Raw genomic sequence first — 20,009 nt, 5'->3', positions numbered from 1 at the left:
CAGGATCAAACTCTCCATAAAAACCAAACAAAAACCAACCACAAAAAGCAGTCAGCCTTCATCCATACAAAGAAAATCCCAACCCCACAACAACCACAAAAAGCAGTCATCGCAAAATTGAATAAAAACGATCCCCCAACCACCAACAAATGGTAGCCAGAAAACCACAAACAAACTCTACAAAACAAACACACTATTGAGATAACAAACAACAAACCCACCACGCGAAACCAACCAAAAACCCGGCCAATCCCGCCGCTAAGGCAACTTCTCAACCCTACCAGAACCTCACCAGCGATGCAAACCCCGTGTGTGACACACAGTCACACAACAACAGCCCAACACCAACCAGCAAAAACCCACACACAAGGCCAAGAACAACCCGCCAAGCGGGCCGAGAAACAACACTACAACACCCCACCCCCACAACGCAACAAACGCTAAATATCAACGATTCTTGCGTGTGAACCACTGTCGCGAACCAGATGTGCACTGAGCGAAGATGGCGGCTGTGAGGTGCAGGTCACGCTAGAGAGACTCTTCAGGCTCAGCATCATCAGTGGCGAACGCGGCAGGGCCATTGTCGAGGAGTAGGCGGAACTGCTCTTCATCGAGGATACGCAAGCCCAACTCACGCGCTTTGGTTTCCTTCGACCCTGCATTGGCACCAACAACGACGAAGTCCGTTTTCTTCGACACTGAGCCAGATGCTTTCCCGCCACGGGACAAAATGGCCTCCTTCACACTGTCACGCGTGAAGTTTTCTAGCCCCCCAGTCACCACGACAGTCAGACCGTCCAATGTTTTCTCGATGGACTCATCCTGGATGTCCTCCATCGAAACGCCTGCATGGTTCCACGCCTCAACGATGTTAAGGCGCCAGCGGTTACTCTCATCCTCGCTGAACCACTCGATCACTGACTCCGCGATCGTTGTGCCCACACCATCAACGGCAGCGAGCTCTTCAACAGTAGCTTGGCGAATTCGCTCAAGAGAGCCAAATGCGGCTGCGAGCGCACGTGCAGCAGTAGGGCCAACATGCCGGATAGACAAGGCAACCAACACCCGCCATAGCGGTTGAGTTTTCGCTTTCTCGATCTCGGTGAACAGTTTTTCAGTTGTTGCCGTTGGAACAGAGGGCTTACTTGCTGTCGCTTTGGAGTAAAAGTAGGGAATCAGCTCCCACTTTGTTCCCGACTTCAGTTTGCGTTCGCGCCAGACGACGATGTCCTGCAACCCTGCTCTCAGCGCACTGGAGGGGTCCGCTAAATCAAACAGTTGTGCTTCACTCGTTAGCAGTGGCACAAGTTCGGGCCCTTCAAGTTCTGGCGCCTCCGGGCCAACGGGCCGTGAACTCTCCGGGTCGCACAGGGCAACCGCTGCTTCCCACCCCAGCGCTTCAATATCAAACGCACCACGCGAGGCAATGGCAAAAACTCGTTCACGTAACTGAGATGGGCACGAAGCCGCATTGGGGCATCGGAGGTCTTTGTCGCCCTCTTTCGCCTCACGGATTTGTGTGCCACACGAAGGACAATGCGTAGGAGCCTGCCACTCAGGTAACCCTTCCGGGCGCAATGACTCCACGGCACCAAGGATTTCTGGAATGACGTCGCCAGCCTTGCGCACAATCACCGTGTCGCCGGGGCGCACATCTTTACGCCGTACCTCATGAAAGTTATGCAGCGTAGCCATACTGACCGTGGAGCCAGCAACAAGAACAGGCTCCATCATGCCAAAGGGAGTGACTCGACCGGTGCGCCCGACATTCACCTGGATATCAAGGAGACGAGTAGTGACCTCCTCTGGCGGATACTTAAACGCAATAGCCCACCGTGGTGCACGACTCGTTGATCCTAAGTGCTTCTGAGACGACACCTCATCAATTTTGATGACGAACCCGTCAAGTTCATGCTCAATGGAGTGCCGGTGATCCCGGTAGTACTCAATCTTTTGTTGAACAGCGTCGAGAGTAGTTTCCACAGAGTTGTGGGAAGACACTGGAATGCCCCACTGCTCATACAGGGTGTACATACCTGACTGGCGTGAAAGGTCACTGGGCGCTGCACCCTCCCATTCCACAGCTCCCACACCGTGGGCGTACATCGATAAACGACGGGCCGCGGTAACACGGGGATCTTTTTGCCGTAGTGACCCGGCTGCGGCATTGCGAGGGTTCGCAAATGTTTTCCCACCATCACGTGCTTGTTTTTCATTGAGGTCAGAAAAATCGCTGACCTTCATGAAAACCTCACCACGGATCTCAATCAGCCGCGGGTGCGTGGCAGGATCCCCCGCCAAACGGTTGGGGATTGAGGAAATTGTTCGAACATTCAGCGTGACGTCTTCACCAGTGCGACCATCCCCTCGAGTCAGCGCACGCACTAACTCTCCACGCTCATAGGTGAGCGACACAGCGAGCCCGTCGATTTTCACTTCACACAAATAGGACACCTGCGAACCACCTAGCTCGCTATGAACACGTCCCGCCCAGGTCTGTAATTCCTCCAGGGAGAAAGCGTTATCTAGCGACAGCATGGGCTGGCGGTGATCCACCGCTTCAAACTCAGTGGAGAAGGTACCGCCAACTTTCTGGGTGGGTGAGCCTTCCGGGACACTCCCCAGTTGCTCCTCAACAGCAACCAACTGCGCAAGAAGCGCATCGTAATCAGCGTCCGGAACAGACGATTCACCGGCAATGTAGTACTCAAACTGGTACTGGCTCACAAGACGAGCAAGTTTTTCCCACTGCTCGCGGACAGAAGCATCGGATGCGGCATCCATGTGCCGGGCGGCAGCAGAACCTGACGCAACATCAGGGCCAGTCATTGGGGCAGCAAGGGAGCCATCTACTGAGAGGTTTTCATCGGTGGTCACCCTCCTATTTTCCACGGACCTCTGACATGTGCGCGCCGTGTCCAGTCCCCACACCACACTCCGTTGCGAGGTTTTGGGCTAAACGATACAGATGTCGTCCCACCTGAGTGCTCAAGGCCACTGGCGTAAGGTAGGTGACCATGAGTATGAGCGAGAACACGCAGGCCACCCCTGCCGGCATCGACCATGACCCCTACGCCTGGCTCGAGGAGCTCGACGCCCAGCGATCCCTCGACTGGGTCACCGCACGAAATGAACACGTCACGGGAAGCATCGGCGCCACATACGAATTTGCCCTGAAAAAATCAGCAATCAAAGAAGTCCTCGACTCAGACGACAAAATTCCACTCGTCAGCAGCGTCGGCGGTTACCTCTACAATTTTTGGCGTGACGCTGACCACCCACGCGGTGTATGGCGGCGCACCACACCCGAAAGCTACGGCACTGACAACCCCCAGTGGGAAACACTGCTCGACATCGACGCGCTCTCCACACAAGAAGATGTCCCCTGGGTGTTCCATGGCTCAGAAATTCTCCGCCCAACCTACGACCGCGCGATCGTCAGCCTCTCCCGCGGCGGGTCAGACGCCGACGAAGACCGAGAGTTCGACCTCACCACCAAAACATTCATCAGCCCTGAAGACGGCGGATTCTTCCGCCCAGAATCAAAAGGCGGAATGAGCTGGATTACACGCGATGAAGTGTACGTCTTCACCGACTTCGGTCACGACGAACATGGCAAACCCACGCTGACCTCCTCAGGGTACCCACGCATCGTGAAACAACTCTCCCGCAGGCAACAACTCAGTGAAGCGCGCACCGTATACGCAGGCACCGAAGAAGACATGTACATTCGCGCCTTCCACTCCCACACCCCCGGTTGGGAACGAGATTTCGTGGCAAGATCCCTAGCGTTCTACCGCTCGGAACTGTACCTGCGCGAGGGAGATAACCTCACTCTCATCGACGTGCCACTATCCGCAGAAGTTGGGGTTCGCCAAGAATGGCTCCTCATCGAAACCCGCGATGAATGGACACTCGGCGAAACCACCTACCCGGCAGGCGCCCTGCTGGTCACCCGGTTCGACAACTACATGGCAGGGAAACGTGACCTCACCGTCGTGTTCTCCCCCACCCCCACCCAATCCCTCGCAGGGGCTTCCTTCACACAGAACTACCTGACCCTGAACATCCTCGACAACGTGAAAAATCGTGTTGAGGTGTTCACCCCTCCCACCGGGGACAGCAACGCGTGGGAACGCGCCTCAGCCACTGCGATACCTGCCCTCGGGACAACCAGCATCAGTGCAGTAGACAGCGATGAAAACGACGATGTGTGGGTCGTGACAACCGACTACCTCACGCCAAGTTCGCTCTACCGGGTCAGCGTCACTGACCTTCTCAACCACGACACACTCGGTGAACCACTCAAAACGAGCCCTGCCTTCTTTGACGCAGAAGGGCTAAGCATCGAACAGCATTTCGCAACCTCACAAGACGGAACACGTGTTCCTTACTTCCTGGTGTCCCGCACGGACACCCCCCGAGACGGCACCACACCCACCGTGCTCTATGGGTACGGCGGATTCGAAATCTCCCTCACCCCAGGGTATTCAGGTGGGCTAGGGCGAGCCTGGCTAGAACGTGGAGGCGCCTACGCTGTGGCAAACATTCGCGGAGGAGGAGAATACGGGCCGCGCTGGCACCAAAGTGCACTCAAAGAAAACCGGCACCGCGCGTACGAAGATTTCGCTGCAGTTGCCCGTGACCTCGTCACCCAAGGAATCACCTCACCACAACACCTCGGTGTACAAGGCGGATCCAACGGTGGGTTGCTCACCGGAAACATGTACACCCAGTACCCTGACCTCTTTGGCGCTGTGGTGATCCAAGTTCCATTGCTCGACATGAAACGCTATTCGCACCTTCTCGCAGGAGCATCATGGATGGCAGAGTACGGCGACCCTGATGTTCCTGAACAGTGGGAATACATCAAAACGTTCTCGCCTTACCACCTCATTGACGAGCAACGTGACTACCCTCCCGTACTCCTGACAACCTCAACACGCGACGACCGGGTTCACCCCGGCCACGCCCGCAAATTTGCGGCACGCCTCATTGATGCAGGAAAAGATGTCACCTATTACGAAAATATCGAAGGCGGACATGGAGGAGCAGCGGACAATGACCAAGCGGCCTTCATGTCAGCACTTGCGTACGAGTTTTTGTGGGGAAGGTTGACGTCACGTGGCTGATCAACAACCAAACATCACTGTGGTTGCGGCACTCGTTCTTGACCACGACGAAAACTTGCTCCTCGTCCGTAAACACGACACCACAACGTTCATTCAACCTGGTGGCAAGCCCGATGCCGGAGAATCAGTCACCCAGACAGCAGCCAGGGAACTAGCCGAAGAAACGGGACTGGAGTTGCCCCCAGAACGTTTCATCGAAACCGGCACCATCAACACTAAGGCCGCCAACGAACCAGGTCACAGCCTGACAGCGCACTGCGTCACCGTCCGGTTGCTCCCCGGTGAAGGCACAACCATCAGTGCAGCAGCAGAAATCGCGGAAATCCTCTGGGCAACGCCACAACACGCGGTGACGCTCTCTATCGCACCGTTGCTCCGCGACCACGTGTTACCGGGGCTACTCGGCGAAGCAACACCGTAAACTCGCCACAGGACTCCACCGAACGGCTATCCGTCACACCTGACGGATAGCCGTTCTGGCATCGTAGCGAAGGAATCGCGGGTACCACAGCATCAAAGCCCACAGCACAATAATGCACGCAACGCCACCGGCGACAGCCGCCCACCCCTCACCAAACCACTGAGACTGTGTACCCAACCACACGTCACCAAGGCGCGGACCACCAGCAACCACCACAATGAAGACGCCCTGCAGGCGCCCCCTCATGTGATCAGGGGTCGCGGTTTGCAAAATTGTTTGGCGGAACACTGCGGAAATCGCGTCACTCGCGCCAGCAAAAAACAATGCCACCGCCCCTGCTACCAGATAGCCCCAACGGATCGTCTCTGGAGACGACTCCCCCGCCGCGACCATCAGCGCACCAAAAGCGATCACTGACACCCCCCACGCGGTAATCGCCACCGCGATGATGAGACCTTGACGATGCATCGCAGTTAAGCCACCAGAAAACAGCCCAGCAGACATCGCGCCAACCGCAAAAGCTGCAGTCAACACACCAACAGTGGTTTCCTCGCCACCAAGCACCACAACACCCAATGCAGGGAACAAAACCCGCGGAGACGCAAGAATCATCGCGGCAAGATCAACCAAAAACGTCATGCGGACATCAGGTTGTGTCCGTAAGTAGGACAGCCCATCCAACACCGATCGCAACCCAACCCGGCGGCGCGGTGGGGCCGCAAGCGCACCGGCGGCGGTGTTTACCGGATCCGTTTGAGATGGAGAGGTTGGTGCGCTCGGTGGGATGCTTGGCAGCCGAAAAAGTGCCCACAGTGCACAGGTGAACAGCACTGTGTCAACAGCGTAGGCAATGCCGTAACCCCCCGCACCGACGAGGAGGGCTGCGAGCAGTGGCCCGCCAAATAGTGCAGCATTCCAGGTGATGGTCATGAGGGAGTTAGCGGCCGGGATTTTCTCCGGTGGCACGATGCGCGGCAAGATTGCTTGGCGCGCTGGGTTGTTCACAGCAAATGCTGCCGATTGCACGGCAACGAGCGCGTACAGCAGCCCGACGCTTTGGAACCCTGCGAATGCTTGTGCTGCTAGCAGAGCAGATGTCACCCACAGGACTGTTGAGGCGATCAGGGCAATTTTCCGGCGGTCGTATGCGTCAACAAGTGCGCCGCCGTAGAGCCCGAGCACCACGAGGGGGATGAGCGCAGACAGACCGATCATGCCCACAGAGAACGTTGACTCCGTGATGGCGTAGACCTCGAGGCCAACCGCAACCACCGTGATTTGGGCGCCGATGTTTGACACACCTAGCCCCCACCACAAGCGAGCGAATTCGGGGGAAGACTTCAGAATTGAGGTGTCAACAAACACAGACGCCATGCGTCACGCCGTCGCTTTCTCAGCCACGTATTCAGCTGTTTTGATCAAGGTGTGAACCTTACCCCGCGCATCGTCGACTGAGCCTGTGGCGATGCTGGTGGCTGCGGTGTGCTGGTAGCCGATGGATACGTCGGTGAGGCCGGAGACGGGAAGTCCGATGCGTTGCCAGTTGGTGGTAAGCACGTCACCCAACCCGCGGATGTCTACACCTGCACACGATGATTCCTGTGGGGCGGGTAGGGCGCCGTGAAATCCGATGCCGCGCTCCACGCAGGTGGCGATTGATTCCCACACTTGTTCATTCCATGCACCAAGGTTTACCCCCAGCGCTGGACGCGTTTGCTCGCCCTGCGAGGACACACCGGTGAGTTCTTCGATAGCTCGTGCTGCGGTGGGGATTCCGACCCAGGAATCTCCCGTGTGCACCGTCACGCCTGCTTGCGCCATGACGGGGCGTAGGGTGCGTTGCAGGGCCTCGATAGCAACACTTGGTTCAACCCGTGGAAGCCTGGAGTAGCCCGAGAAGGTAGGCACGACACCGGCCAGCACAGAAGCGATGTTGGTTTCGTCTACTTGGACGTGAACTGACACACCAGGAACAAGCTGCCCGATACGGGTCACTAGGTCGCTCAGCCCCTCACCAAGTGCAGACGCGACGTCCCGCACCGCACCGTGGTCGGCAAGGACCCGGTCACCGTGGTTGAGCCACAGCTGTGACGCCAAGGTCCAGGGGCCAAGAACACTGACCGTTAATGGTGTAGATGTGCCGTGGGCTGCAATACTCAGCGCTTCGTACTGGTCCTCGAGGGCTCGCAACACACGTTGCGCGTCAAGGCCTCGGTGAGACGACAGTTTCCAGCCGTGGGGGCCTTCCTCAAAACCGAGGTCAACGAGCGTTCCCAAGGTACGTGCCGTGAGGGTGAAGTGCGGGTGTGACGGGTACAGCGGGATGAACGGAACAGCGGTGACACCCCACGGTGCGGTCTGGGAGTCTTCGAGAATCTGTAATTGTGCGGTGAGGTGATCCTGCGCGGCTGCACGTGGCCATAAACCACTGGGCAACACTGTGGTCATGCTGATACTGCGGCTGACTGCGCGGAATTGGTGAGCGTTGCATGGCGGTCAGAAGCGACCACTGTGGCTTGGCCAACAACTCTGGTACCGCGGAACAACACGATGGATTGACCTGCGGCAACACCGCGAAGTGGTGATTCCAGTTCAACTTCGACCAGTGCTGTGTGATCCTGTGACTCGCTGGCCCCTTCAACGCGGGTGCATTTTTCAGCGAACTCTTCTTTACCGCGTGGCATGAGATCAACTGCTTGAGCGAGGGGAACAACACGTGCCCGCCCTGGGATAGCGGCACCGTGAGCGCGCACTTGCCCCTCGATGGCGAACCAGTCGCTGCCTTCTTGCGTCAGTGAGGCATCGGCGAGAATGTCTTGAGCGAACCAGACGGCTTTATCGCCGACGATACGGTTCACTGACAGCAACTCTGATGGGCCCACAATGACCGTATTGTCCTTGGTGCTCACACCGAGCACGTAGCGTGGCTGACCATCGGGGGCTGGGCGCCCCAACGCCAAACCTTTACGTTGTCCAACGGTGTAGGCGTAAGCGCCATCGTGTTCCCCGACCACGTTACCCTCAGTGTCGAGGACCTCACCTGGCCGAGAACCTAACCGTTCACGCAAGAAACCCTTGGTGTCACCGTCTGCAACGAAGCAAATGTCGTAAGAATCTGGCTTGTTTGACACGCTCAAACCACGCCGTTCCGCTTCAGCACGCACCTCATCTTTGGAGGCGTACCCACCCAACGGGAAAATTGCGTGCCGTAAACGTTCAGGGCCCATAACAGCAAGAACGTAAGACTGGTCTTTGGCATCATTTGGTGAGCGGTGTAGCTCACGCATTGTCACTGTTTCACCGGAAGCATCAATGACATCACGATCAATCACCTGTGCATAGTGGCCGGTAGCAACAGCATCAAAGCCGAGCGCCATCGCTTTGTCGAGCAACGCTTCGAACTTAATGTGCTCATTGCAGCGCACACAGGGGTTGGGTGTTCGCCCCGCTTCATATTCAGCGACGAAGTCGGCGACAACAGTGTCTTCAAATTTTTCTGACAAGTCCCACACGTAGTACGGGATACCCAGAATGTCAGCTGCCCGCCGCGCATCGGAGGCGTCCTCAATGGAACAGCACCCACGTGAGCCCGTGCGGAACTGGTTGCGGTTACGTGACAGTGCCATATGCACGCCCACGACCTCGTGGCCGGCTTCAACTGCCAGGGCCGCTGCAACGGCAGAGTCGACCCCGCCTGACATGGCGGCGAGTACCCGCATGATTCTCCTTCATAGTGCGTTGTTCGCTGAATTGTTGGGCAGTGTGCGTTGATCAAGTATTGCTGCGTTGCCATCGGCAACAACAGGTCATGCTACGAACGGGCAGGGGCAGTGGTTGCTAAACCTGCCCTGCGTGCGCGTTCCACCACGAGTGGAAGAACGCTCATAACGTGGTCAATGTCCTCTTGGGTGCTGCTTGCACCGAGGGAGAAGCGCAGGGCTCCACGGGCAGTGAGCTCGTCGAGTCCCATGGCGAGCAACACGTGGGAGGGTTGCGGTATTCCCGCTTGGCACGCTGAGCCGGTCGACGCCTGGACACCATGGGAGTCGAGAAGGTAAATCAGGGAGTCACCCTCGCACCCCGTGAACGTGAAGTGCACGATCGAACTAAGCCGAAGGTGCGCGTCAGGGCCGGTAGGATCAATGCCGCGCAGGGTTGCGTCAGGCACAGACTTCAGGATGCCTGCGATGAGGCGGTCACGGAGGTGCTGTTCATTTGTGGTGCGTTGAGTGAGGTTCTTTGCGAGATCGGCGGCGGCAACACGCCAAGCATGGATGGCTGCGGCATCAATTGTGCCTGATCGCACTTGGCGTTCTTGGCCACCCCCATGCAGAAGAGGCGCGAGGGTGAGTTCACGTCGAGCAATGAGGGCACCCACCCCCACCGGCCCACCAACCTTATGGGCGGTAATGGTCATGGCATCTAACCCACTGGCCGCGAAATCAAGGGACAAGTGGCCAGCGGCCTGGACTGCGTCACTGTGCACCGGTACACCATGCTGGTGTGCTAGTGCAGTGATGTCGCGGATGGGTTGGATTGTTCCCACCTCGTTGTTCGCCCACATGACTGAGATCAGCGCGGTCTCTTGCGCGTGGTCTGCCAGTTCACGGCGCAAAGCTTCGCAGTCCACCAGTCCGTTGGCATCCACAGGTAAAACAACCAGGTGCGCGCCTTCATTAGTGGCGAGCGCTTGGGCTGGGTCAAGGATTGCGTGGTGCTCTATCGCGGAGATGATGATGCGTGTGCGCTGGGGGTCAGCGGCACGCCGGGCCCGGTAAACACCAGTAAGTGCGAGGTTGTCAGCTTCGGTTCCTCCGGACGTGAAGATGACTTCGCTGGGCCGGCAACCGTAAATTGTGGCGAGCTCTTCGCGGGCTGCTTCAACGACGCTGCGTGCTCGGCGACCAGCAGCGTGGAGGGAGGACGGGTTACCGACAACCCGGAGTTGTTCTGCGTAGGCCTCGATCGCCGCTGGCGCCATAGGTGTGGTGGCAGCGTGGTCGAGGTAACTGATGCGTGCGGGCTTCACAGCGATTAAGTCTAGTGGTTTGATCTGACACTGCCCGGTGAGTGTGACACGGCCAACGGGAGGGCTCTTGGCTATGGCGGGTAGCATCGGCAGGAGATCAGCCAGATATCTCAAGAATGGTGGAGGGTGACGTGAGTTTCCTGAGTAACGATGTGTTGGAGTCAGTGCGTGGGCGTGCGGGTGAGTATGACCGCACCAACACGTTTTTCCACGAAGACCTTGAGGAACTGCGCGCGGCCGGATACTTGGCGGCGTTCGTGCCGCAAGAATTCGGCGGCAGCGGATTAAGCCTTGAAGACATGACACAGGAACAGATGCGATTAGCAGGTGCTGCACCAGCTACCGCCCTAGCTATCAATATGCACCACGTGTGGGTGGGAGTTGCCCGCGCTGTTCACCGCACCGGTGACTCCTCCATGGATTTTGTGTTGCGTGATGCGGCGCGCGGTGAGCTGTTTGCTTTTGGCGTCTCTGAAGCCGGAAATGACCTCGTGCTCTTTGGTTCAGACACTCGCGCTACCCCTGACGGGCACGGAGGGTGCGCATTTTTTGGTACCAAAATCTTTACGTCACTTTCCCCTGCATGGACCCGGCTGGGAACATTTGGGGTAGACAACACCGACCCACAAAACCCCATCAACGTGTGGGGTTTTGTGGACCGTGACCCTGCTGGAGTCACCATCGCTGATGACTGGGACACCCTCGGTATGCGCGCGTCGTTTTCTTGCACCACCACGCTACATGGTGCGCTAGCACCGGCGGAGCGCATCGTACGGCGGCTACCTCCCGGCCCCAGCGCAGACCCCATGATTTTCGGGATTTTTTCGACGTTCGAAGTGCTCTTGGCTTCCGTGTACACCGGTGTCGCCCAGCGAGCCCTCGACGTCGCAGTTGCCACCGTTCAACGGCGCACCTCAAAGGCAACAGGCACCACCTACGACCAAGACCCAGCAATCCGCTGGAAACTTGCTGACGCGGCGATCGCTTTGGACGCGATCTACCCGCAAATTACCCTCGCAGCAAGAGACCTGGATGCTGGGGTAGACCGCGGGGCCATGTGGTTCCCGCAGTTGTCTGCCATTAAATCCCGGGCCACTGAAACCGCACTCGATGTTGTCAATAAGGCGGTGCGCGTATCAGGTGGGTCCTCGTACTTTAACCGCAGCGAACTCTCCCGCCTCTACCGGGACGTACTCGCCGGGCTGTTCCACCCCAGCGACGATGAATCAGTGCACAACGCTTGGGCTACTACCCTGCTGGGGCCAACGACGTAGGTGCCACATACCGGTGGGGTGGGATCTGAAAACAGATCCCACCCCACCGGTTGTGTTAGACAGTATGTCCTTAGGCGGAGGCTTCACCCTGCGATGCTTTGTACTCACGGATCGCTGCTGCAGCTTGTGGCAGCACGTCTTGCAGTTCACCTACAACAGCGAAGTCGCTGATTTCGAAGAGCGGGCAATCCGGGTCAGAGTTCACCGACACGATCACCCCGGATGCTTGCATCCCACCACGGTGGTGAGGTGCACCAGAAATTCCAGCACCGATATACACACGTGGGGCAACAGTTACACCAGTTTGGCCAATCTGCGCATCGTGCTCAATCCAGCCTTCGTCAACAGCGTCACGGGTTGCGCCAACGGCGCCGCCCAACGCATCAGCGAGTTCCTCCACCTGAGAAAAGTCACCCAGTGTGCCCCGGCCGCCTGCCACAACATAGGGAGCTTCAGCCAAGCGGGGGCGACCCACTCCGCCGTGAATTGGCGGGTGAACGGTGCGTGAAACAAGTGACACCGACGTGGCAAGGGCTGACGGGGTCACAGTGACGGTTTCTACCTGGACGTCAGCAGCCGGCTGGGCGGGCGGCGTAGGGATCACAGCGTTGGCTCGCACAGTGGCAACGGCAACGTCTGTGACAACCTTGCAGTCGATGTCCCACGACCCAGCGAACACTCGCTTGTAGCCGACAAAATCGTCGCCTTCAAAACCAACAGTGACTGTGTCAATAACAAGCCCGGCACCAATGGCGTGAGCCAAGCGGGCGACAACCTCTTTGTTTTGGAAAGTTGGTGAGGCCAAAACTACCCGGGCAGTGGTTTCTTTCACCACGCCCGCGAGCGCTTCTGCTGCCGCTGGGGTGATGTGTGGGCTGATGTCACCGTCAAGTGCTGCGACCAGGAACCGGGAGACGCCGTAGGTGCGTACTTGTTCCAGTGCGGTAGCTGACGGTTCGTGGAATGACACAGCAACGGGTGTTCCCAGGGTGTTGGCGAGGGTGAGTAGTTCGAGCCCTGCTGAGGTGAGTTGGGTGTCTGCTGTGTCAAGGAGGACGAGGATGTTTGGTGTTGTCATGGTGTGTGCCCCTAGATGAGGTCGTTGTCGATCAGGTAGCGGGCGAGGGCGAGGCCGCCGTCGCCTTTGTCCACCACGGGTGGGGTGATGTCGCGTGGGGGGCGGGGTGCGCTTTTGACAACGTGGGTGCGGGCTGCTGCTTCACCGACGTCGTTGGGGTTCAAGGCAATGTCTGTGAGGGACCATTGGATGATCTCTTTGGTGCGGGCTGCCATGATGAGTTTGAAGTTGGGGTAGCGGGGGGTGTTCACATGATCTGTGACCGATACCACAGCTGGCGCTGGTGCGGTGATGACTTCGGTAACTCCGTCGAGTTCGCGGGTTACTTCCACCATGCCGTCGCTGAATTCAAAGCGGGTACCCAGTGTGAGTTGGGGAAGTTCGAGTTCTGCTGCGAGCAGGCTGGGGATAACTGACCCGAGGCCATCAAGTGCTGCCATGCCAGTGATGATGAGGTCGATGGGGCCGGATTCGCTCAGTTTCCTGATGGCGGCGGCCACTGCTGTGGCGGTTCCAAAGACGTCAGACCCACCAATTGCTGGGTCAGTGACATGGACGCCGGTGTCCGCGCCGAGTTGGAAGGCTTTGCGGAGTGCGCCTTCAGCTTCGGTGGGGCCAACGGTGACAACGATCACTTCGTGTGCGGCTCGGTGCTCTGGGCCTGCTGCTTCGACAAGTTGCAGCGCGCATTCGATAGCGTTCTCATCGAGTTCGTTGAGTGTGCCGTTCTCTACCCCGCGCGCCACGCGACCTTCCTCGGTAAAGCTGCGGTCTGAGTGAATGTCTGGGACGTGCTTGACAGGTACCACGATTCTCATCGCGTGCAACTCTTTCGTCGTTCCGATTGGTCCAGTGCTCAGCCTACATGCACTTGGGTACCTCCAACGTTGAGGTCCGCCTGGACTTTGCGACAATAGATGTATGACAACTTATGTTGGCGATCCATCCCGCATCCCGGTTCCTGCGCTTGGCGTGCATCCACGTGATGGCGGTGTTGATGTTGCGGTACATGCCGCACACGCCGACGCTGTCGATTTTTGTGTCCTTACTCCGGCTGAAACCTCTGGTTCCCCGTGGGAAGAGCGCCGGATGCCACTGACCCAGAAAAGTTATGGGGTGTGGCATGGATTTGTTGACGATGTTCCCTTAGGGACCCGGTATGGGTTCCGGGTACACGGCAAGTGGGATCCCCGATCTGGGTTCCGGCACAATGCAGCCAAACTTCTCGTTGACCCTTATGCGCGGGCTCTCGACGGTGACTTGTCATATGACGAGGCCACCTATGGTTATCTTCTCCATTTCACTGAAGACCACTCACGTGACGGTGACATTCACGGTTTAGCTGACCCGCGCGACACCGTAGACATGGTCCCGCACAGCATTGTTGTTCCGTCGTTACCGACACAAACGTCCACTCGGCCCCGCGTTCCTTGGCAAGACACAGTCATTTATGAAGCGCATGTGCGCGGCCTGACTCAACTGAACCCAGATGTGCCGGAAGATTTACGGGGTACTTATGCGGGCATCGGGCATGAAGCGACGGTACGACACCTCACAGAGCTGGGGATCACCACCATTGAATTGCTCCCTATCCATGCTTTTGAGTCTGAACCGCATTTGATTGACAAAAACCTCACGAACTACTGGGGTTACAACACACTCGGATTCTTTGCACCGCACGCACCATACGCCACCCAAGCGGCACGTGACGCTGGGGGCCATGCGGTGATTGATGAAGTCAAAGCGATGGTCCAATCCCTGCACGCGGCAGGGATTGAAGTGATCCTTGATGTTGTGTACAACCACACCTGTGAAGGTGGCACCGGTGGGCAACATGTCTCCTGGCGCGGATTGGATGCAACGGGGTACTACCTCCACGATGGAGCGACCCCCGCAAGTTTCGCTGATGTCACCGGGTGTGGAAACACCCTCGACTTTTCGCGTCCTCGCGTTGTTCAAATGGCACTTGATTCGATGCGCTACTGGATGACCACCTTCGATGTTGATGGGTTTCGACTTGACCTAGCGGTGACCCTCGCTAGGGACCCTGAAGGCTTCAACCCGAACCACCCGTTCCTTGTGTCCATGCAAACCGACCCTGTTCTGTCTCAAGCGAAAATCATTGCAGAACCTTGGGATATTGGCCCAGGCGGGTGGCAAACTGGGAACTTTGGTGCTCCTGTTGCCGAATGGAACGACCGTTACCGTAACTGTGTACGCGGGTTCTGGCTATCCGATGCGCGGGCGCTGTCGCACGGGCATCGTGGGTCTGGTATTAGAGAACTCGCCACCCGCCTGGCAGGGTCTGCAGACCTCTTTGGTCACTCCGACCCGCCATTAGCGCGCGGAACTGTAGCCTCAATAAACTTCGTCACCGCTCACGACGGGTTTACGCTTGCCGACCTCGTGGCATACGACCATAAACATAATGAGGCCAACGGTGAAGACGGGCGTGACGGCAACAACGATAACCAATCGTGGAATCACGGCGTTGAGGGTCCACTGTCCCCCGACGACTCATCGCACGTCATTGCCCCCACAAGACGCCGGTCTATTCGCAACCTCTTAGCAACCCTGCTGCTCTCCGCAGGAACACCCATGCTCACCGCAGGAGACGAACGTGGGCGCACCCAACGAGGGAACAACAACGCCTACTGCCAAGACAATGAGATCTCGTGGATGTCATGGGAACTCAACGATTGGCGTCGCGACCTCCAAGACACCACCCGCTATCTCCTCGAGCTACGGCGTGAACACCCTGCCCTGCGCGTTGAGGACTTCTTCTCCGGTGGGCCACAAGCCCACGATGATGACCACCAACCCGACCTCGGGTGGTACGGCACCGACGGCAGCCCTCTAACCCAAGACCAATGGAATGACCCCGGAACGCGAATCTTCCAAATGTTCCGCCGCGGGCGTATTCCAGGAACCGGCGATGAAGCAGACCCCCATGTCCTCCTCATCGTCAACGGAACCCTCGAACCCGTCAGCGCGACACTACCGAAACAAAACTCGATGCGTTCATGGCACATGGCATGGTCCAGCGAGTGGGAACGCCCCGACACACCCGATGAAGCACGCGATGTGCCACTCGGACCCGGAGCTGAGGTAGCACTAGAGCCATTGACACTGCAACTCTATGTCGCGCCAGCGGAGGCGTAATCTACCAGCACAGACATATCTTCACCACTGTTTCCAGACACCTGCCCGACCAGGGCGAAATCACTCCAGATGTTCGGTAGCGTTGTCCCTGTGACCCAACAACGCCGCCGTGCAGCAGCAGTGACCCCAGCACACCGCGCCACAGACATCACGGGCATCGGCCGGATTCCGGTCATTGATGTCTCGCCGGTCATCGCCGAAGGGCGATGGCCAGCGAAAGCTGTCGTGGGCGAAATGATCCCCGTCGAAGCGACCGTGTTTCGAGAAGGACATGATGCGGTGGCAGCCACCGCAGTGTTGACCTCGCCGCGCGGTAAAAAAATCACCGCACGCATGGTCGACATTGCCCCAGGGCTTGACCGCTTCCAAGGGTTTTTAGCCCCCACCGAAACCGGACGCTGGAAACTTCGTGTTGAAGGCTGGTCAGACCCTTACGGGACCTGGGAGCACGATGCTGGGGTAAAAATCGCTGCTGGCATCGACGCAGAATTGATGTGCCTCGAAGGCGTTGCGCTCTTCACCAAAGCAGCACGTCAACGAGGCCTCACACCTGTTGAACGCGCATCGCTACGTGACGCCATCCGTGTACTGAAAGACACCTCAGTTACACCACAAGAACGTTTTGAGGTAGCAACCGCACCAGCACTGTCATCGATCATGCGCTACCGTGCGCCACTGCGTGAGCAGGTCACCTCATCCCCCACCTACCCCATCACGGTGTCGCACAAGCGGGCGTTGTTCTCATCGTGGTACGAGTTTTTCCCACGTTCTGAAGGCGCTGTCGAGCTAGAAGATGGCACATGGCGGTCCGGGACCTTACGCACAGCGACCCAGCGCCTCACTGACATTGCACAGATGGGTTTTGACACCATCTACCTCACGCCAATCCACCCCATTGGCACCACAAACCGCAAAGGCCCAAATAACACCCTGACTGCTGGACCCAACGACCCCGGTTCCCCCTATGGGATCGGTTCACCCGACGGCGGGCACGACGCTATCCACCCGGACCTCGGGACATTCGAGGATTTCGATTTCTTTGTCGAAAAAGCTCGCAGTCACGGCATGGAAGTGGCATTGGACATCGCACTGCAATGCTCACCTGACCACCCCTGGGTCACTGAACACCCCAACTGGTTCACCACCCGCGCTGACGGCTCCATCGCGTACGCAGAGAATCCTCCCAAAAAATACCAAGACATATACCCCTTGAATTTCGACAATGATCCCGAGGGAATTTATGTCGAGATTTTACGGATTATTCGACTCTGGATTTCACACGGTGTCACTGCTTTTAGGGTAGACAACCCACACACAAAGCCCTTGAACTTTTGGGAACGGCTCCTCGCTGCCGTGCACGCCACAAACCCCGACGTGATATTCCTCTCGGAGGCATTCACCAAGCCTGCGATGATGCGCACCCTCGCGGACATCGGATTCCACCAGTCCTACACGTACTTCACGTGGCGCAACACCAAGCAAGAACTAGAAACCTACATTCGTGAAGTGTCTGGACCAGCTGGATCCTCCATGAGGCCGTCATTTTGGCCCACCACTCACGACATTTTGCCACCCTACTTGCAACACGGCGGCGTACCAGCGTTCGCTATTCGCGCAGTCATCGCGGCTACCGCCTCACCGCTATGGGGCATCTATAGTGGCTATGAACTGGCAGAACGCACACCGCGTCCGGGTGCCGAAGAACTTATCAACAACGAAAAGTACCAGTACACTTCCCGAGACTGGGGCAAAGCCCAAGACATCGGGATTGCACCACTGTTAACAAAACTCAATGAGATCCGCCGAAATAATCCTGCACTTCAGCAATTACGGAACGTGACCGTTCACCACACTAGTGATGACAATATTCTGGCGTTTTCCTCTCACCTCCCTGCAGCTTTCGCCGACGGGAAAGATAACACCATCATCACGGTCGTGAATCTCGACCCACACAACACCCGCGAGGGGACGGTGTGGCTAGACCTCGAAGCCCTCGGCTTCTCCAATGACGTGGCAGACATCGGGCAACCGGCGTTTCGTGCACATGACCTGCTGACTGGGCAGGCCTTCGACTGGGGGAGACAGGCCTTCGTTCGGCTCGACCCTATTGCTAACTGTGCACACATCATCCACGTGAGGCCCCTGTGACTCAATCATCTGATTTCATGAACCCCAGCCCCATCGGGGGGATCAACCCCTACCTCAACTCAGTGACCCAGTTCCCTGGCGTATCTGGCGAGACCTCGGGGCTGTCCAACGACCCGAACTGGTACAAAACGGCTGTGTTCTATGAGGTGATTATCCGCGCCTTCAACGACACCACCAACAGTGGCACCGGGGACCTCCGCGGACTCATTGCCCGCCTGGACTACCTCGAATGGTTAGGCGTCGACTGCCTGTGGCTTCCCCCGTTCTACCCCTCCCCCCTGAGGGACGGCGGATACGACGTCGCAGACTACACCTCCATAGCCCCTCAACTGGGCACAATGGAAGACTTCCAAGAACTCATGACCGAAGCCCACCGCCGCGGCATTCGGATCATCATTGACTTGGTCATGAACCACACCTCAGACCAACACCCGTGGTTCCAATCATCACGCCATGACCCAGAAGGCCCCTACGGCGACTTCTACGTATGGAGTGACGACAACACTCGATACTCCGACGCTCGAATCATCTTCACCGACACCGAAACCTCCAACTGGACCTTCGATCCAGTACGCCGCCAGTACTACTGGCACCGGTTCTTCCACCACCAACCTGACCTCAATTTCGAAAACCCAGCAGTCCAAGAAGCGATGATTGACGTCGCCCGATTCTGGTGTTCACAAGGTGTCGACGGTTTCCGCCTCGACGCAGTGCCTTACCTTTTCGAAGCAGAAGGCACCAACTGCGAAAACCTCCCAGAAACACACGCGTTCCTGCGCGACCTGCGGAAAATGCTCGACAACGAGTTCCCAGGTCGCATCATGCTCGCCGAAGCAAACCAGTGGCCCGAAGACGTCATCCACTATTACGGGACAGAAGAAGAACCCGAATGCCACATGTGCTTCCACTTTCCCGTCATGCCCCGCATCTACTACGCACTCAAAGACGGTAAAGCGCGCCAAATCATCGACATCCTCAACGACACCCCCGCCCTCACCGGCGGGCAACAATGGGGAACATTCCTGCGCAACCACGACGAACTAACCCTCGAAATGGTGTCCACTGAAGAACGCGCCTCCATGTACCGCTGGTTCGCACCCGACCCACGGATGCGCGCCAACGTGGGAATCAGACGCCGCCTAGCACCGCTACTCGACAACTCCCGCAAAGAAATCGAGCTCGCCAACGCACTGCTCCTGTCCCTGCCCGGAAGCCCCTGCCTGTACTACGGTGACGAAATCGGCATGGGCGACAACATCTGGCTCGAAGACCGGGACTCCGTGCGCACCCCCATGCAATGGACACCCGACCGCAACGCCGGGTTCTCCGGGGCAGACCCCGGCAAGCTCTACCTTCCCGTTGTCCAATCACTGGTGTACAACTACCGCTCCATCAACGTTGAAGCACAAGTTGAACAACCCACCTCCCTCCTGCACTGGATGCGCGGCATGCTCGCCGTACGAAAGCGCCACGCCGCATTTGGTGCCGGAGAATACGCCGCCCTGGACTGCGACAACGAATCACTCTTCGCCTACACGCGCTACACAGACGACGAAACCATCACCTGCATCGTGAACTTCGCAGCCACCGCCCGATCTGGCCGCGTCCACATGCCAGGCAAAGCCGGATACAGCGTCGTCGATATTTTTGGTGGCGCCGTTGTAGGACACGTTGACGACACAGATCACCTGTCTGTCATGCTCGGATCACGTGAGTTCTACTGGCTCGCCGTCCTGTCCGTGCCAGACCCAGCGAACATCTAAGC

14 protein-coding genes are annotated in these 20,009 nt (G+C 57.8%); 7 read left to right on the top strand and 7 right to left on the bottom strand.

Going from position 1 to position 20,009, the window contains the following annotated elements; translation table 11 throughout:
• Positions 1-312: 312 nt before the first annotated feature.
• Complete coding sequence (locus G538_RS18425; RefSeq protein ID WP_281170252.1) at positions 313-444, top strand: hypothetical protein; 132 nt, start codon at positions 313-315, stop codon at positions 442-444.
• A gap of 84 nt (positions 445-528) precedes the next feature.
• Here G538_RS18425 and ligA read toward each other — a convergent pair whose 3' ends face one another.
• Positions 529-2,784, bottom strand: coding sequence for an NAD-dependent DNA ligase LigA (gene ligA / locus G538_RS15230; protein WP_035833404.1), 2,256 nt, complete (start codon positions 2,782-2,784; stop codon positions 529-531).
• Positions 2,785-3,017: 233 nt separating this feature from the next.
• Between ligA and G538_RS0105410 the strand changes: the two genes are divergently transcribed.
• The gene (locus G538_RS0105410) at positions 3,018-5,132 is read left to right on the top strand and encodes a prolyl oligopeptidase family serine peptidase (protein WP_029068524.1); all 2,115 of its coding nucleotides are present in this window, start codon (positions 3,018-3,020) and stop codon (positions 5,130-5,132) included.
• Complete coding sequence (locus G538_RS0105405; RefSeq protein ID WP_029068523.1) at positions 5,125-5,553, top strand: NUDIX hydrolase; 429 nt, start codon at positions 5,125-5,127, stop codon at positions 5,551-5,553. Before G538_RS0105410 ends, G538_RS0105405 begins: the two co-directional genes overlap by 8 nt.
• A 33-nt stretch (positions 5,554-5,586) precedes the next feature.
• On the opposite strand, the gene G538_RS0105400 is transcribed toward G538_RS0105405, so the two are convergent.
• From G538_RS0105400 to G538_RS0105385, 4 genes are all read right to left on the bottom strand, one after another.
• Positions 5,587-6,927, bottom strand: a complete 1,341-nt coding sequence (locus G538_RS0105400; RefSeq protein ID WP_029068522.1) for an MFS transporter — start codon at positions 6,925-6,927, stop codon at positions 5,587-5,589.
• 3 nt (positions 6,928-6,930) lie between these two features.
• Positions 6,931-8,001: a uroporphyrinogen decarboxylase/cobalamine-independent methonine synthase family protein gene (locus G538_RS0105395; protein WP_029068521.1), complete on the bottom strand. Its 1,071-nt coding sequence runs from the start codon at positions 7,999-8,001 to the stop codon at positions 6,931-6,933.
• Positions 7,998-9,272, bottom strand: a complete 1,275-nt coding sequence (gene mnmA / locus G538_RS15225; RefSeq protein WP_035833251.1) for a tRNA 2-thiouridine(34) synthase MnmA — start codon at positions 9,270-9,272, stop codon at positions 7,998-8,000. The genes G538_RS0105395 and mnmA overlap by 4 nt, the downstream gene beginning before the upstream one ends.
• Before the next feature lie 92 nt (positions 9,273-9,364).
• Entirely contained in the window at positions 9,365-10,582 is a 1,218-nt protein-coding gene (locus G538_RS0105385; RefSeq protein WP_029068520.1) for a cysteine desulfurase family protein, read from the bottom strand.
• A gap of 116 nt (positions 10,583-10,698) precedes the next feature.
• Between G538_RS0105385 and G538_RS0105380 the strand changes: the two genes are divergently transcribed.
• The gene (locus G538_RS0105380; protein WP_029068519.1) at positions 10,699-11,856 is read left to right on the top strand and encodes an acyl-CoA dehydrogenase family protein; all 1,158 of its coding nucleotides are present in this window, start codon (positions 10,699-10,701) and stop codon (positions 11,854-11,856) included.
• Positions 11,857-11,926: 70 nt separating this feature from the next.
• On the opposite strand, the gene G538_RS0105375 is transcribed toward G538_RS0105380, so the two are convergent.
• Positions 11,927-12,934, bottom strand: coding sequence for an electron transfer flavoprotein subunit alpha/FixB family protein (locus G538_RS0105375; protein ID WP_029068518.1), 1,008 nt, complete (start codon positions 12,932-12,934; stop codon positions 11,927-11,929).
• An 11-nt stretch (positions 12,935-12,945) separates the two neighbouring features.
• Positions 12,946-13,752 carry an electron transfer flavoprotein subunit beta/FixA family protein gene (locus G538_RS0105370; protein WP_029068517.1) on the bottom strand — a complete coding sequence of 269 codons (807 nt, stop codon included), beginning with the start codon at positions 13,750-13,752 and terminating at the stop codon, positions 12,946-12,948.
• Positions 13,753-13,855: 103 nt separating this feature from the next.
• Between G538_RS0105370 and glgX the strand changes: the two genes are divergently transcribed.
• From glgX to treS, 3 genes are all read left to right on the top strand, one after another.
• Positions 13,856-16,096: a glycogen debranching protein GlgX gene (glgX, locus tag G538_RS0105365; protein WP_029068516.1), complete on the top strand. Its 2,241-nt coding sequence runs from the start codon at positions 13,856-13,858 to the stop codon at positions 16,094-16,096.
• Positions 16,097-16,165: 69 nt separating this feature from the next.
• Positions 16,166-18,244 carry an alpha-1,4-glucan--maltose-1-phosphate maltosyltransferase gene (locus G538_RS0105360; protein ID WP_084618101.1) on the top strand — a complete coding sequence of 693 codons (2,079 nt, stop codon included), beginning with the start codon at positions 16,166-16,168 and terminating at the stop codon, positions 18,242-18,244.
• A gap of 17 nt (positions 18,245-18,261) precedes the next feature.
• On the top strand, positions 18,262-20,007 hold the full coding sequence (gene treS / locus G538_RS15220; RefSeq protein ID WP_084618117.1) for a maltose alpha-D-glucosyltransferase: 1,746 nt from the start codon (positions 18,262-18,264) through the stop codon (positions 20,005-20,007).
• Positions 20,008-20,009 lie beyond the last annotated feature (2 nt).

Source organism: Jonesia quinghaiensis DSM 15701 (assembly GCF_000423205.1).
In the GTDB taxonomy this organism is placed as follows: Bacteria; Actinomycetota; Actinomycetes; order Actinomycetales; family Cellulomonadaceae; genus Jonesia; species Jonesia quinghaiensis.
Note: the sequence above shows the minus strand (reverse complement) of the source record. Positions and strands in the feature narration are given on the sequence as shown.